This window comes from Paenibacillus sp. JSM ZJ436 (assembly GCF_044383795.1).
Taxonomy (GTDB): domain Bacteria; phylum Bacillota; class Bacilli; order Paenibacillales; family Paenibacillaceae; genus Paenibacillus_AQ; species Paenibacillus_AQ algicola.
The window spans coordinates 1-14,899 of sequence record NZ_JBISEO010000005.1; the positions used below are offsets into that span (position 1 = coordinate 1).

At 42.6% G+C, this 14,899-nt stretch carries 13 protein-coding genes; all 13 read right to left on the bottom strand.

The features are described 5' to 3' along the window. Nucleotides 1–111 precede the first annotated feature (111 nt). The 13 genes from ACH6EH_RS08115 to ACH6EH_RS08175 all read right to left on the bottom strand — a co-directional run bounded on the left by ACH6EH_RS08115 (nucleotide 112) and on the right by ACH6EH_RS08175 (nucleotide 14,713). A complete protein-coding gene (locus ACH6EH_RS08115; protein WP_397331912.1) occupies nucleotides 112–1,146 on the bottom strand; it encodes a glycosyltransferase family 4 protein in 1,035 nt (344 codons plus the stop codon). A 30-nt stretch (nucleotides 1,147–1,176) separates the two neighbouring features. Continuing rightward, on the bottom strand, nucleotides 1,177–2,496 hold the full coding sequence (locus ACH6EH_RS08120) for a nucleotide sugar dehydrogenase (protein ID WP_397332124.1): 1,320 nt from the start codon (nucleotides 2,494–2,496) through the stop codon (nucleotides 1,177–1,179). Further along, nucleotides 2,471–3,763: a glycosyltransferase family 4 protein gene (locus ACH6EH_RS08125; RefSeq protein WP_397331913.1), complete on the bottom strand. Its 1,293-nt coding sequence runs from the start codon at nucleotides 3,761–3,763 to the stop codon at nucleotides 2,471–2,473. The genes ACH6EH_RS08120 and ACH6EH_RS08125 overlap by 26 nt, the downstream gene beginning before the upstream one ends. A 2-nt stretch (nucleotides 3,764–3,765) precedes the next feature. Next, nucleotides 3,766–4,383 (bottom strand): acetyltransferase, encoded by a 618-nt coding sequence (locus ACH6EH_RS08130; protein WP_397331914.1) that lies wholly within the window; start codon nucleotides 4,381–4,383, stop codon nucleotides 3,766–3,768. Further along, nucleotides 4,380–5,021: a sugar transferase gene (locus ACH6EH_RS08135; RefSeq protein ID WP_397331915.1), complete on the bottom strand. Its 642-nt coding sequence runs from the start codon at nucleotides 5,019–5,021 to the stop codon at nucleotides 4,380–4,382. The genes ACH6EH_RS08130 and ACH6EH_RS08135 overlap by 4 nt, the downstream gene beginning before the upstream one ends. Then, nucleotides 5,018–6,151, bottom strand: coding sequence for a DegT/DnrJ/EryC1/StrS family aminotransferase (locus ACH6EH_RS08140; protein ID WP_397331916.1), 1,134 nt, complete (start codon nucleotides 6,149–6,151; stop codon nucleotides 5,018–5,020). Before ACH6EH_RS08140 ends, ACH6EH_RS08135 begins: the two co-directional genes overlap by 4 nt. Before the next feature lie 157 nt (nucleotides 6,152–6,308). Then, nucleotides 6,309–7,193, bottom strand: coding sequence for a UTP--glucose-1-phosphate uridylyltransferase GalU (galU, locus tag ACH6EH_RS08145; protein ID WP_397331917.1), 885 nt, complete (start codon nucleotides 7,191–7,193; stop codon nucleotides 6,309–6,311). A gap of 35 nt (nucleotides 7,194–7,228) precedes the next feature. Next, nucleotides 7,229–8,257, bottom strand: coding sequence for a stalk domain-containing protein (locus tag ACH6EH_RS08150; RefSeq protein ID WP_397331918.1), 1,029 nt, complete (start codon nucleotides 8,255–8,257; stop codon nucleotides 7,229–7,231). A gap of 33 nt (nucleotides 8,258–8,290) precedes the next feature. Beyond that, nucleotides 8,291–10,117: a polysaccharide biosynthesis protein gene (locus tag ACH6EH_RS08155; RefSeq protein WP_397331919.1), complete on the bottom strand. Its 1,827-nt coding sequence runs from the start codon at nucleotides 10,115–10,117 to the stop codon at nucleotides 8,291–8,293. Nucleotides 10,118–10,180: 63 nt separating this feature from the next. Continuing rightward, entirely contained in the window at nucleotides 10,181–10,867 is a 687-nt protein-coding gene (locus ACH6EH_RS08160) for a CpsD/CapB family tyrosine-protein kinase (protein ID WP_397331920.1), read from the bottom strand. After that, a complete protein-coding gene (locus ACH6EH_RS08165) occupies nucleotides 10,848–11,624 on the bottom strand; it encodes a YveK family protein (RefSeq protein WP_397331921.1) in 777 nt (258 codons plus the stop codon). Before ACH6EH_RS08165 ends, ACH6EH_RS08160 begins: the two co-directional genes overlap by 20 nt. A 132-nt stretch (nucleotides 11,625–11,756) precedes the next feature. Further along, nucleotides 11,757–13,832 (bottom strand): S-layer homology domain-containing protein, encoded by a 2,076-nt coding sequence (locus tag ACH6EH_RS08170; RefSeq protein ID WP_397331922.1) that lies wholly within the window; start codon nucleotides 13,830–13,832, stop codon nucleotides 11,757–11,759. An 86-nt stretch (nucleotides 13,833–13,918) separates the two neighbouring features. Continuing rightward, nucleotides 13,919–14,713, bottom strand: coding sequence for a tyrosine-protein phosphatase (locus ACH6EH_RS08175; protein ID WP_397331923.1), 795 nt, complete (start codon nucleotides 14,711–14,713; stop codon nucleotides 13,919–13,921). Between the last annotated feature and the right edge of the window lie 186 nt (nucleotides 14,714–14,899).

The window sequence follows — 14,899 nt, forward strand, 5'->3', positions numbered from 1 at the left end:
AGAATGGGAAGAATCGTGTTAGTATTTTTCATGGAGTCGTCACCTTCCCAATTGTTTGTAGGGGTACAAACATTTTATCGGGTTGACGGCTCTTTTTCTACCATTTAGTGGTTAATCAACAGGCCTGATATTATAATAATCTTTAATTATTTCAATAACCTTATCTTTAATTTCATGTGGATGTTGACTATTTACATGGAAGCCAACCATGCCCTCTTCAAATTGACCATCAAATCCCTGTCCCTTGCTATATATAATAGGTAATCCCTGACTCATTGCTTCTGCATAAACCAAACCAAAGGATTCAGTTTTGGATGGCATTACAAAGAAATCATGATTACAAAATATTTTAATCAAATCCTCTTTTTGCATTGAAGATACATAATTCACATTTGAAGTATCTTTTATTTTCTGATATATAGAATCATCCTCTATTCTTCCAATTATAGTGAAAGTAACGTTAAATCCTTCTTTTTGAAGATATTCCATAGCTTTTATTGTTGTAGTTATATTTTTATTTTTATTTATTACTCCGACATAAAGAAACTTCAATCTCATTCCTTCTGGAAGATGTTTGGGAATGCCTTTATTTATAAACCAAAAATTATCAATCCCATTTGGAATTACTTCTACCTTATCTAAAATACCCCTTTTTAGATCATTCGGTATATATTTCCTCAACACAATCTCTTTATAAGATTCTGACAAAAATATTACCTTGTTTGCTTCTTTAAGTATACTAACTCCTAGCTTTCGTAGGTGCGGCATTCTTTTAAAAAAAGTATTTACGTCAGTATTTCTTACTGCTACGATATAAGGTTTATTAAATTTCTTTTTTAATTTCATTGCTATATAACCGTTCGAAAACAAAGAGTGTGCATGGATCATCGAATAATTCTGTATTTTATAGTTTTGTACAATATCATTAAATATTTTCCAATGCTTAAGGTAGAATATTATTCGATCATACTTCCCATGATTAGCACTTATAGTCGTATAATCACCTAATCTATAAATCGACGGATCAATTGAGATTGGAACGGGAACAAAAACATCTAAGTCTATCCCCAGTTCTAATTGTTTATCATATAAATTTCTATAAAAGTTACTTCCAATGTAATATGAATTTATATGCAGTACTTTCATAAACGACCTCAGTTCTAATTTATTGAAATATTATAATCTCCAGTAACAAAATCCATATCTTCTTATCTCGTCTTTATGTAAGATACTTTTAACATCCACTATAACTTTTTCATAGTTTGGCAATTCCCTAAACATCCCATTCACCTTGTCTATTGTCATATCTTTAAACATATCGTGCGCTACTGCAAACACAAGACAATCAGCGTCATTTATCATATCAAAAGGAACTAAGTCTATACCATATTCACGTTTAGCTTCCCTTGGATCTGCATAAGGATCAACTAAAATCGGTTCAATCTCATATTCATTGAGACGTTTAATTATGCTCTCTACTTTTGAATTCCGTGTATCAGGGCAATTTTCCTTGAATGTGATGCCCAGAATAACAACTTTAGAATTCTTTACCACTTTGTTTGCTTGGATCAATTTTTTTATAATATTATCCGCTACATAGGTACCCATCCCATCGTTTATTTTTCTACCTGACAAGATAATTTGTGAATGATAGCCAAGCTTCTCTGCTTCGTAAATAAAATAGTATGGGTCAACACTAATACAATGTCCACCCACTAAACCTGGATAAAACTTTAGAGCATTCCATTTAGTATTCATTGCTTCAATTACTTCTTGTGTATCGATGCCCATCTTATCAAAAACCATAGCAAGTTCATTCATAAATGCAATATTAATATCACGTTGACTATTTTCAACAACTTTTGCAGCTTCGGCAACTTTAATGGAACTTGCGCGGTGAACACCCACTTCAACAACTAATTCATATATTCTAGATATCTCTTCTAACGATTCAGCATCGATACCAGATACGATTTTTGTAATGTTTTCTAATCTATGTACTTTATCACCAGGATTAATCCTCTCTGGAGAATACCCAACTTTAAAGTCCAATCCGCACTTCAGACCTGATGTTTGTTCGAGAATAGGAATACAGATATCCTCAGTAACCCCGGGATACACTGTTGACTCAAACACAACTATTGATCCCTTAGTGAGATTTCGACCAATCGTTTCACTTACACCTTCTATTGGCTTTAAGTTTGGAGTCTTATCAGTGTTTATTGGTGTAGGCACTGCAACAATATGAAATTTGGCCTCTTGAAGTTTAGATTCATCAGTTGTGAATTCTACTGTAGTGTTCTTTATAACCTCGTTACCGACTTCATTGGTTGGATCTATCCCGTGCTTATATGAATTAATTTTGTCAGTGTTTAAGTCAAACCCAATAACGTTAAGCTTTTTGGCAAAAGCCACTGCTATCGGCATTCCAACATATCCTAATCCTACGACTGCTACTTTTTCCTCTTTATTAACTAGTTTTCCGTACAGGCTCAATTGATTTTCCCTCACTTCCATCTACATTCTCTATAATATTGATTAATTTTTCCGTTAATGTGGAGAAGTCAAACTGATGTGCTGCATGACGGGCGTTCTGCCCCATCAACCTATTTTTATTTTCGTCTCCACAGGCAAGAATTATAGATTCAGCAATTGTTTCTGCAGTTTGAACTGGAGCAATAACTCCACATTCAAACTTCTCGCAAATACTGTATCCAGTCGTATACGTTTGCACTATACATTTTCCTGCTGCTAGATATTCGAAAAATTTATTCTGACTTTGACCATACTTATCAAGTGATGTACTTGAATTGTGAAGTATATTAATATAAGAACTTTTAAGAATAGAAGGTACATATTTTTTGTCTACTCGCCCTTTAAATATGACATTATTAATACCTTCCTCTTTACAGCGTTTTTGAAGTGACTTACTCTCATCACCTGAACCATATATTAAGAATCTAATGTCTTTCTTATCTTGATTTTGAATTATTTTTGCAGCATCCAATAGCATTCCAAGGTTATTTACTTTCCTGATAGAACCTGCATATACTACATTTTTATGGTCTTTATTTTCTAAATCTGAATCTATTATCTTATGTTCTTCGCTGTTTTTATCAAATGCACTTATTACTACACCATTGCTTATGTGCTCAACTTTTCTTAAATCGACCTGACCATCCCATTTTTGATCAATAATGTAATTTCGACCACCTTCCCATGTCATGATGACCGAGTCAGCTCGTTTATATATCCATTTCTCACCCTGATACAATAACTTGGCAATTAAACTATCTCTTTTCAAGGCTCCGTAAGCTACTATACTTTCTGGCCATAAATCTCTTACTTCACATATACAAGGTATACCTAATCTTTTGGCTATTTTTATTCCAGCAACCAAAGTGAGCGGATGAACACTTGAAGCTAATATCACATCCGGTCTGCCATGTGTTTTCACATATTCTTTTGCAACAGAAATCAAGTTTCTATAGAATACCAGCATATTTTTAATTCTTTGTTTACCGTTACCTAAATAACTTGGTGTTTTCACAAACACAAAAGGTATATTATTAACTGTTTCTGAAGTGTGTTTCATTTTTTCAATTCTAATACTTACTGTAGAGTTGTGTACTGTAGAGGCACAGAATATCCTTGGATTATATCCTTGGTTAATTAAATTTTCTGCAAACCAGTAATGCCTGCCTGCACGGTCTATATACATACTTGTAGCATAGTGATTCAAAATCCATATGTTCTTTCCCATATTCAAACTCTCCTAACTGGGATACCAACATAAACTCCAGGCTCAGTGATATCCCTAACCATTACAGAACCCGCACCAATCGTACACCATTCCACAACCTTCAGATTGTTACTTACAGTACTACCAATACCTAACCATGAGCCATGCCCAATATCAACGGTACCAGCTAGATGGACTCCAGGCGAGATATGTACATAATCGCCTATAGTATTATCATGGTCTATCGATGAACTCGTATTGATAATGCAGCCTTTCCCTATTTGGGTACAACAGTTGATAACTGCTCCAGCCATCACCACTGATCCAATGCCTATCTGAACCTGTTCTCCTATCACTGCACTGGGATGAATCAATGTTGTAAGCTGGGCCCCCAATGACTCTAATTCCTGCTGCAGCCTTTGCCGTACAACGTTATCACCAACCGCAATAAATACATCGTATTCTCTGATGTACTCTGAAATCTCACTTGATGTCCCGATTACTTCTATGTCCTTGAATGTAGTGATACTCTCATTGTCATCTAGAAAAGAAATACTACTCCAATTATCCATCTTCATCGCAATATCAGCGCAGACTTTGCCATGACCGCCAGCACCAATTATCATTAATTTATTATTCATAACTCTATCCGTTCCTTATTCCCTTTGAAAACTTCCATCGTGGCTGCGGTTTCTGAGTTAATTCCTTCTCTAACAAACACTTTCTTGAGTGTTAAACCTATAATTCTACAATCCTCTATAAAGCTCATACGATCAACATAGGTAACATCCAGATCGAATCGATCTCTCCAGTCAACTGTATTCCTACCGCTGATCTGAGCTAAGCCTGATAACCCTGGTCTTACTTCATGGCGGCGGTTCTGATGATCATTGTATAAAGGAAGATATTGTACCAATAGCGGTCTTGGGCCAATTATGGACATTTCTCCCCTGAGAATATTGAAGAGTTCTGGCAGCTCATCGAGAGAGGTGGACCGCAACATTCGCCCGAATGCGGTGAGTCTCACACTATCCGGTAGAAGTTCTCCCTTCTCATCTCTTTCATCCGTCATCGTTCGGAACTTATACATTGTAAAGATCTTCTCATTGAGACCTGGCCTCTCTTGCTTGAACAAGATGGGACTTCCCAGCTTGGTTCTGACAAGAATTGCAACCACAATAAACACGGGACTTAACAGCAGGATAGCAGCTAGCGAAAGGACGATATCCATTGGTCTTTTTACAAACCTTCTATATATAGATCTGTTGAAATTATTCATGAATTGCTCCACAACCCTTTAATAATGTCTACTACTCTCTCTAAATCCTCATCGGTCATCTTCGTATCCGAAGGCAGGCATACCCCACTCTCGAACAGCACTTCTGCTACATTCTCACCCACATAATCATACTTCTCGAAGAACGGCTGCATGTGCATGGGCTTCCAGACGGGCCGGGATTCAATGTTCACTTGTTCCAGAGCCGTCATGACATCGCCTGCTCTTACCTTATCCGTTAAGATGATGGCGCTTAGCCAATGGTTTGAGTGGTCCCAGTCGTTTTCCGGCATAAACTGCACACCCTCCAGGCCTCCAAGTTCTCTCTTGTAGTAGTCATATATGTATCTTTTCTTTTCCACTCTCTGATCGAGTACCTTCAGTTGGCCTCTGCCAATTCCGGCAACAATATTGCTCATGCGATAGTTAAATCCTAGTTCACTATGCTGATAATGCCTGGCTTGATCTCTGGACTGCGTTGCCCAAAATCTTGCCTTCTCGATCCGTTCTTCCTGATCCGAGACCAGCATACCGCCGCCGGAAGTGGTAATAATCTTGTTCCCATTGAATGAAAAGATTCCATAATCACCGAATGTACCGGTATGCTGCCCCTTATAGTACGTTCCTAATGACTCTGCTGCATCTTCAATCACGACAACCTGATGCATGTTACAGATCTCCATGATCTTATCCATGTCGGCGGACAGGCCATACAAGTGAACGATGATGACTGCCTTGACCTCGGGATATTTGGCAAACGCGTGCTCCAATGCTTCAGGACACATATTCCATGTCTCCAGATTACTATCGATAAAAACAGGAACGGCATTCTGATAAATAATTGGATTAGCCGTCGCAGAAAAAGTTAGTGTCGGGCAGAAAACAATATCCCCTGCGCCAACTCCTGCGGCTATAAGAGCCAGATGTATTGCAGCTGTACCGGAAGATAATGCGGCTGCAGCCTTAGAACCAACCTTGGCCGCTAGTTCTCTTTCAAACCCATCCACGTTCTCTCCAAGCGGCGCGATCCAGTTGGTATCAAATGCTTCTTGTACGTACTGCATCTCGTATCCTTCATCACTCATATGCGGAGAAGATAGGAATATTCTATCTTTAACTCTCGTTGACTCCATATCTATACTTCCTTTCTAGCTGATTGTTACTTAGTAAGTTAGCACTTGGCTGGATTCCATGGCACCAACCAACTACTAAGATACTAATCCCATCCGATTATTCCTGTTATATCTAAGTTCCAGCATACAACAGGAATAACAGATGATATTATAACTCTTAGTTTAAAACTCTAGTATATCGAGCCAATTCTTGACCCATAAACACCATCAATTGCTCTCTCAAATCCTCACGCTGCAGAGCAAACTCCAGTGTCGTCATAATAAACCCTAACTTGTCTCCGACATCGTAACGAGTCCCGTCAAAATTATATGCATGCACCGATTCCAGCTGGTTCAGCAGAGACAACGCATCCGTTAATTGAATTTCACCGCCAGCACCGGGCTTCTGGTGATTCAGGATCTGAAATACAGTTGGGCTTAGAATATAGCGTCCCATAATCGCCAGATTGGATGGCGCTTCGTTATCTTTGGGCTTCTCGACGAGTCCATCGACCTGGAAGAGACGTTCGTTGATCTGCTGACCGTTCACAATTCCGTAACGGGAGGTCTCGTCCCAAGGCACATGCTGTACCCCGATGATCGATGAACCTAATTGCTCGTACTGCTCGATCATCTGCTTCAGACATGGCTTGTCTGCCTGAACGATATCGTCTCCGAGCAGTACGGCAAAGGGCTCGTTCCCGATGAATTTACGGGCACACCATACGGCATGGCCTAAACCTTTGGGCTCTTTCTGCCGAATATAATGGATATCGACCATCTTGGAGGACTTCTGCACTTCATCCAGAAGATCGAACTTGCCTTTCTCGAACAGATTCTGTTCCAGTTCAAAGGAATGATCGAAATGATCCTCAATCGCTCGCTTGCCCTTGCCTGTGACGATGATAATATCCTCAATTCCGGACTCGATCGCTTCTTCCACGATGTACTGGATCGTGGGCTTGTCCACGATGGGCAGCATCTCTTTAGGCATCGCCTTGGTCGCCGGAAGGAAACGTGTACCCAGTCCGGCAGCCGGAATAATCGCCTTACGTATCTTCATGATATTCACCCACCCTTGCGGAGGAAGAGGCTTGCTTATCCGGCAAGCCCTTCCGCCAGTTGTTTACCTGCTTCAATCTCATCCTGGAAAGTCTTGCGGTATTCATTAATAATAGCTGTACTGTGGCCGCCGGCTTTCAGTTCACTCTCTGCTGCGCTAACAATAGTTTCAAACTGAGCGGTCAGTTGATCAAGCTGCTGCTGACCTTGGGCTAGAAGCTGTTGCTTGGTGCTCTCATCAGAAGCTGAAAGATACCGCTGGGCAAGGCTGAATAATATTGACCTACTCTCGGATTGCAAAGACTGAAGTTTGGATTCGGCAGTGCGAGTAATGGTTTCATAAGTGACTGTGCTTGCGCCACTTCCTCCAGGTATTGGAGCTGATGGTCCAGATCCTCCTTGCGCAGGTGTTCCTCCAAGTGCAGGTGTCCCCGGTACAGGTACTGCTGGCTGTACTGGCCCAGTCGTTGTATCCGTTCCCTTATTTCCTTGGTCCTGAGTTACATCTGGGCTCTTGGATGAAGCTGCCGAACTTCCGCTCACCGTCTTGCTTTCCTGATCCCACTTAATGGATATTCCAGCAGACTCTGATATGAAGCGAATCGGCACATACAAGGTGCCTTTGTACATGTAGCTTGCCTGGCCATTAGGGAGGTTTTTGTTCTGCCCATTAAACTCATATTTGACCAGCACCGGTGTCAGCAGCTTATAGTCCGCGGATGGCGATTTGATCTCAGCATTTGTATTCATTAACTTTTCTTTAATTGAGATTAGCTGAGCCGGTGTAGGATCTGTAATCGTCACCTTGGATTCCTTGCCATTCCAGTTCACGTTCTTTTGTACCGCATAGGACACGAATCGCAATGGTACGTAGGTGGTCCCTTTATGGATGAATACGAATTGTCCGGCTGGCGGGCGAAGCTCTGAGCCATCAAAATTCATGCCCACATCTATCGGTTTTATTTTCACGTTGTTAGATGCATCAGCTGTATATACAGGAGACGAACTGAGTAGCAGTATTATAGTAAGATAACTGAGCAAGTGACGGTATATATTCTTTTTCATGCATATTCCCACCTTTGTGTTACTAAGCATTTTTTAGGATACGACTTCATACATCGGCACCAGCTTGTCGATCATGTCTTTAATTGATCCGGTGCCATCTGCGATGACTTTGTGCATTCTCTTGATCTCAAGCTCCAGTTGAAGACGGCTGAGATCGCTCGGCCTACCAATAAAAATCCTATTATGCTGCGTGGCGCTCACATGTTCTTCATCGGTCAACAATTCTTCGTACAGCTTCTCGCCTTCTCGAATACCGGTAAACTTGATATCAATATCCTGGTAAGGTTCATACCCGGATAAGCGGATAAGGTCTTCAGCTAATGTTAAAATCTTCACCGGGCTTCCCATATCCAGAACGAAGATTTCCCCACCGCTTGCGAGCGACCCTGCTTGCAGTACCAGCTGCACCGCTTCGGGTATCGTCATGAAGTAACGTACCATCTCCGGATGGGTGACGGTTACCGGTCCTCCTTCAAGGATCTGCTGCTTAAAGAACGGGATGACGCTGCCGCGGCTGCCGAGCACATTACCAAACCGTACCGCTGCAAATTTCGTCGTCGTGCTGGTTGCATTTAAGCTTTGAATATACATCTCGGCAATTCTCTTGGTAGCTCCCATGACACTGGTTGGATTCACCGCTTTATCGGAGGATATCAATACAAACCTCTCCACTTGATAAAGATCCGCACAATCTGCAACATTTTGCGTGCCGAACACATTATTCTTTACTGCCTCAGATGGGTTTCTCTCCATTAACGGAACATGCTTATGCGCCGCGGCATGGAATACGACCTGTGGCCGAAATTGTTGAAACACGATGTTCATACGTTCCCGGTCCTGAATATCTGCGATGATGGTCTCCAACTCAACATGCGGGAACGTTCTTTTCAATTCCATCTCGATATTAAAAATACTATTCTCACCATGTCCCAGCAAGAGAAGCTTACTCGGTTTGAATAAGGATATCTGGCGGCAGAGCTCCGAACCAATTGACCCGCCCGCTCCTGTCACCAGGACCACTTTTCCTTTTACGTAGCTCATAATTCCTTCCAGATCCGTACGAATTGGATCTCTACCAAGCAGATCTTCCACACTAACCTCCCGCATCTTATTCAGAGATGCCTTCCCGGAGATGAGGTCATTTAGTCTTGGAACCATCTTCAGCTTGACGCCCGTATCCTTACATATGCTTGCAATGTCGGATATTTGCTGTCTGCTGGCAGAAGGAATTGCAATAATTATCTCTTGAATGTCTTTGGTCTCTACGATACCAGGAATATCTTCCCTCATACCTAGCACAGGGTAACCAAATATATGGAGCTTGTATTTCTGCAGATCATCGTCAACAAAGCCGACGAGTTTCATTCCCAGTTTGGCATTTTGAAGTTCCCGGGCAATCAGAATTCCGCAGGCCCCAGCCCCTACTATGATGACATTCTTATAGGCCTGTTGATCGCTATTCTTCCGCTCTCTGGGCACAAATGCTCTAACCAGAAATCGAATCCCCCCCGCTAAGAGCAGCACGGACTGCAATGTACGAATCATAACAGAGAAGGGAATCCGATCGGGAAGCAAAATCCAAGCTGCCAGATAGGATACCACACTACCTAGAATTACTGCTTTGAATATAGATTTAATCTCTTCAATACTTGCATACTGCCAAGCACGACGGTACAGGTGAAAACAATAAAAGCTGATTCCGAACCCGACCACTGAGATGACAGAAAATTGAAGCATCTGGAGTTTGTATTCCGCCGGGAAATAATCATAAAAACGTAGCCAGTACGATGTCATGATACTAAAACAAACAATGATAATGTCTATGAGAAACAGCGCCACCCGATCTTTACGCAACTTCATGGTTTTTCGGTTCCTCCGAATTATATTTAAATATTCGTTCTTTGGTGCATCAAACAGCGCTAGTCAGTTTCCATAGTAGTAGTAGTAATATTCTTCGCTGGTCTTACGTTTCACATTATTGAGCACCACGCCAAGTATACGGGCATTAACGCGAAGCAGCATTTCCTTCGCCTTATTTGCAATATCTTTCTTCACTTTTCCTGAATGTATGACCATCAATACACCATCACTGTTCGATGCAAGCAGTTGGGCATCTGTTACAGCAAGAATAGGGGGGGCATCAATCAAAATCACATCAAACTGCTCCCGCAGTGCTTTGATCATATTAGCCATGGATTTGGAGCTCAGCATCTCTGCCGGATTCGGCGGAATGGGCCCAGCCGTCATGACAAACAAATCTTCTACATTCGTCAGCTGAATCACATCTTCTATTGCATCAGTATGAGACAGATAAGAGGATAATCCGCCACGGTTTGATAACCGAAACGTCCGATGAACGGTAGGCTTTCTCATATCAGCATCAATCAGTAATACTTTCCGATGGTTCTGGGCATAAGTGACAGCCAAATTGGCAATAACGGTGGACTTCCCTTCTTCCGGTCCGGATGAGGTAACCATAATCACTTGGGTCTGCTCATCTACGGAGGAGAAGTCAATATTGGTCCGCAGCGAGCGGAACGCTTCCGAGATTGGAGAACGCGGATTGGTCTGGACAATCAGATGCCGCTCTTTATTTTGCAATCGTGACATTATCGTTCTCACCCTTTCTCGGCAGCACATTTGTGTTTCGGGATGATTTGGACGACTGCATATCTTCCTCACTGACTCGTGTAATCATGGCCAAGGTCGGAACATCCAGAAATGCTCTTACGTCTTCTTCAGACTTAATGGTGTCATCCAGATACTCTAATACAAATGCTAGGCCTATCCCGATCATAAGTGAGAGAATGAATCCGATCGCCATATTGAGCACAATGTTCGGTTCTACCGGACTTGGCCGTACGGCTGGTTCTGTCTTGGCTTCGTTCAGGATCGATACGTTCTGTACATTAAAAATCTTTTGTATTTCCGTCTCAAACACCCGGGATATCGCATTCGCCATCTCAGCCGCTTTCACGTAGGACTGATCTCTAACCACCACCGTCATCACCTGGGTATTGTTCACCGAGCTGACGTTCACTTTGCTAGACAACGCATCGGCCGTGATCTGGAATTTAGGGTAGCTCGCCACAACTTGCTCTAGAATGGCTGGAGTCTTGATGATCTCCTTATAGGTGTTAATCATTTGAATGTTCGTGTTGATTTCATTGAGATTCAATTGACTTACTGTAGTTTGACCAGGTGTCTGGTTGACGACGATTTTGGTTGAAGCTTCAAAGACAGGCTGCTTGATAAAAACACTGTACGCCCCCACCAGTGAGCTTACCAGAATAATAATGAGGATAATCAGCCAGATTCGCTTGCGAATAATCTGAAAGATATCTCTCAGCTCTAATTCACGTGACACACAATTTACCTCCAACACGTATAAAGTTAATCTTCCATGACTACCAAAAGATGCATCCACTCCATCTTCACCCATTAAAAGACACCTTCCTCCATCTGCATAAGAGGAAGGTGCCTTTTATGTTGAATTGGATTATTTAGAATTCATCGTACGGTAGATCATGACGGCCGCTTCCGCCCGGGTTGCATTATCATTTGGGTTGAACTTACCGCTGTTTCCAATCACAAGACCCTTGGAAGCTGCAAATGCAACACCTTGTGTTAACGTTGGATGAATATCAGCTGCATCGCTAAATTGATTCAATATGCTCTCCATAGCGGCCTCATTGCCTAAGTCCTGGGATACTTTGAGTGCGCGTGAGATCATGACAGCCATCTCCGCACGTGTAATTTTCGCATGAGGAGCAAACGTTGTGCTCGAACGCCCTTGAATGATGCCTTTCTCCGCTGCAGCAGCTACATAAGGAGCGAACCAGTCACCTGTATAAACATCGGTAAATGGCTCAGAAGCCAAGCTGTTCTCCAAGTTCAGCGCACGAACCAACATTTTGGAGAATTCAGCACGGGTTACAGAGTCTTTCGGTGCGAACAGACCATTAGGTCTTCCATCGATCGCGCCTTTAGCTGCTACAACCTGAATCTGACGACCGGCCCAAGATTGGACACTGCCAATGTCTGAGAAGGATACTTTGTTCTCCACAACGGCGTAAGAAGAGAAGGTATCCCGTGGCTCCACAATTACGTCCCCGTTCACTACACCGCCCTGAATCTGAAGCTGGTTACCGACGATCTTAACGACAGACAAAAGCTCTTGATCCACATTCACATCCCGGAGGGGCAGGGCAATAATAATCGGTTGACGGAATGATGTCACCTGCTTGCCATTCACCTCTAGGCCAAATTCATATACATCTGAAGCTAGTGTGAGATTGGTTATAACGGTTACGGCAGTATCCGCTTTCTTCGCTACTTGTAGGCTCAAAGCGCTCGAGAATTGTTGAATAGGAAGAGATACCGTCAATCCATTCACTGCAATTTCAATTGTTTTAATGCCAGCTTCATTGGCAGCCTTCACAATATCTGCAGACAGCGGAACCTCAAGGGATTCATAATCAACCGAGCCGAGATCCAGAGTCAGCTTCAATTGATCTTGAGCACCTGCCTTAGCTTTAATGGCACCGATCAGCTTCAGCACAGAGGCATTGTCTAGCTTCACAACCGCTTGACCAGCTTCTACCTGAACCGATTTGGATGCATCAAATTCAAGAAGATCTTCTAAAGGTCCGTCCGGAGTTGGAGTTGGCACGGCACCACCGCCAGGAGCACCACCTGGGGCTCCGCCACCGCCACCGCCTGAATTACCGCCGCCGTCAGTTGGTGGGGGTGTTACAGGGTCGGTCGGATTCCCAGGATCTGGCTCTCCAGGAAGATTGATATTTTCTGCTGCCAGATAAGCTATCGCGAGTGCAAGTGCGGCATCCTTCACTACAGCAGAATCAAGCCGGCTCTGAACTCCGGATACCGATGCTGCGATATCATTCTCCGTAATACCCAGATTGCTCAGCACTTGTGCGAAACTCTGATCGCTCACCGGATTGTTCAGCACACTACGGAAGGAATCACGAATGAGATTATTGCGAGTTTCACTGTTATTGAGCAGATTGACCAGTTCTACCATCGATTTATTCTGCAGAGTGGAAACCAGCTGTCTCTCTACCCCTCCCGGTCCGAACAAGAAACTTCCGATATCATCAACGGTCAGGTTAGGAACGCCGCCAGCTTGACCAATCTGCTTGGCTGCATCTATATATTCCTGATTAGTTCGGATGGCGACTAAATTGTCGTACTGAGGATCAAACGTTAAAGATGTTAAATCATGAAACAGATTGAACAGTGTACTGTCAAGCACACCTGCTGATCTTGACGCTGATAATAGTGGTGCAAAGTCTTGTTCGAATGCGATAAAACTAATTTTGTTCTTCACTTCATCACGCAGTGCGCGAAGCTGGTTTTTGTCACTTTCAGACAGTTGTCCATAAACTCGATTCAAACGGTCTTTCACATAATCCAGATTGTAGTCAGCAGCCGAAACAACAGCGCCTCCTGCATACTTGGAAAATGCGTCACTCCCCAGCGGAAAACCCGCTATTGTGGCAGCTACCATGCTAACTGCTAGTGTGGATACAGTAATTTTCTTTCTCAACGTCACGATTCTCTCACCTCTGTTATGTAGTTAGGCATTATTATATATGGCACAGTCAGCCGTAAGACTAACCCGTCATATTCAACCGCTATTCACCTGGACAATCCGAACATTGACGAGAATACCTTGGATAACCGGCTTAGTCCAAGTCGCCTTGTTTGGATATCTAATGTTGGAATTGCTTCATTCCTGGTTAGTCTAACTGCATTCTCTTGATAGTAATTAGCCACTGCTGTACCTAGCTTTTCTTCGATCATTTTATAACTTTGGGCCAATCGAAATGGCCTACGTACTGGATCATGTGCATCTGCCGCTATAAAATGCACCAGACTGTCCTTACATAAGTCCAAAGAAATCTTCTGCAGTTTACTGCCCCTATCGCCGGTAACTGACTGTGCTGTCAGCTGACCTAGAGCCCCCAGTTCGACCAGTCCCCTAAGACGTTGAGGATCCCGGACAATCTCAGCGTTCCTCTCCGGGTGTGCAATTACCGCGTGGATACCGAGGAGTGACAATTCGTAGACCAGTTCTTCCGCTTTATCCGGTACATGTGAAGATGGAAATTCCAGTAGCATATACCGACTGTCATTAAGAAGCATCAGCTCCCCTTCATCCCAAAGCTTCAATAAATCATCGTTCAAGCGAATCTCCTGTCCCGGTAGTATCGTAACATCTAACTCTTCCTCATTCAGCTTAGCATTAAATACTTCAACCGATTCTAAGACACTTGAAGGGTTACTTATATATCTGCCGTTATAATGATGGGGAGTAGCGATTATGATACGGATTCCGTCCTCATAGGCTTGTCTAGCCATGACCAAAGACTCATCCCAAGTCTGAGCCCCGTCATCAAAAAAAGGAAGAATATGACTATGTATGTCGATCAAGTATGTAATCCCCTCTCCAAATGCTGGGCAATTAGGATGTATCTATCATCGCACGTTACAAGATTACCTCATATTCCCTTTAAAATCTACTCTTTTGTACCAAATTGTAACAAAATATTAAAAACCTTCGGTCAATTCCCTTATAAAACATCACTCTATGTGATGAAGTTAAGAGAATTTAGAGAA

Excerpts from the sequence above, each read along its gene's own strand:
- ACH6EH_RS08115 (WP_397331912.1), bottom strand. The coding sequence starts at position 1,146 with ATGAAAGTACTGCATATAAATTCATATTACATTGGAAGTAACTTTTAT.
- ACH6EH_RS08125 (WP_397331913.1), bottom strand. The coding sequence starts at position 3,763 with ATGGGAAAGAACATATGGATTTTGAATCACTATGCTACAAGTATGTAT.
- ACH6EH_RS08130 (WP_397331914.1), bottom strand. The coding sequence starts at position 4,383 with ATGAATAATAAATTAATGATAATTGGTGCTGGCGGTCATGGCAAAGTC.
- ACH6EH_RS08135 (WP_397331915.1), bottom strand. The coding sequence starts at position 5,021 with ATGAATAATTTCAACAGATCTATATATAGAAGGTTTGTAAAAAGACCA.
- ACH6EH_RS08140 (WP_397331916.1), bottom strand. The coding sequence starts at position 6,151 with ATGGAGTCAACGAGAGTTAAAGATAGAATATTCCTATCTTCTCCGCAT.
- galU (WP_397331917.1), bottom strand. The coding sequence starts at position 7,193 with ATGAAGATACGTAAGGCGATTATTCCGGCTGCCGGACTGGGTACACGT.
- ACH6EH_RS08150 (WP_397331918.1), bottom strand. The coding sequence starts at position 8,257 with ATGAAAAAGAATATATACCGTCACTTGCTCAGTTATCTTACTATAATA.
- ACH6EH_RS08155 (WP_397331919.1), bottom strand. The coding sequence starts at position 10,117 with ATGAAGTTGCGTAAAGATCGGGTGGCGCTGTTTCTCATAGACATTATC.
- ACH6EH_RS08160 (WP_397331920.1), bottom strand. The coding sequence starts at position 10,867 with ATGTCACGATTGCAAAATAAAGAGCGGCATCTGATTGTCCAGACCAAT.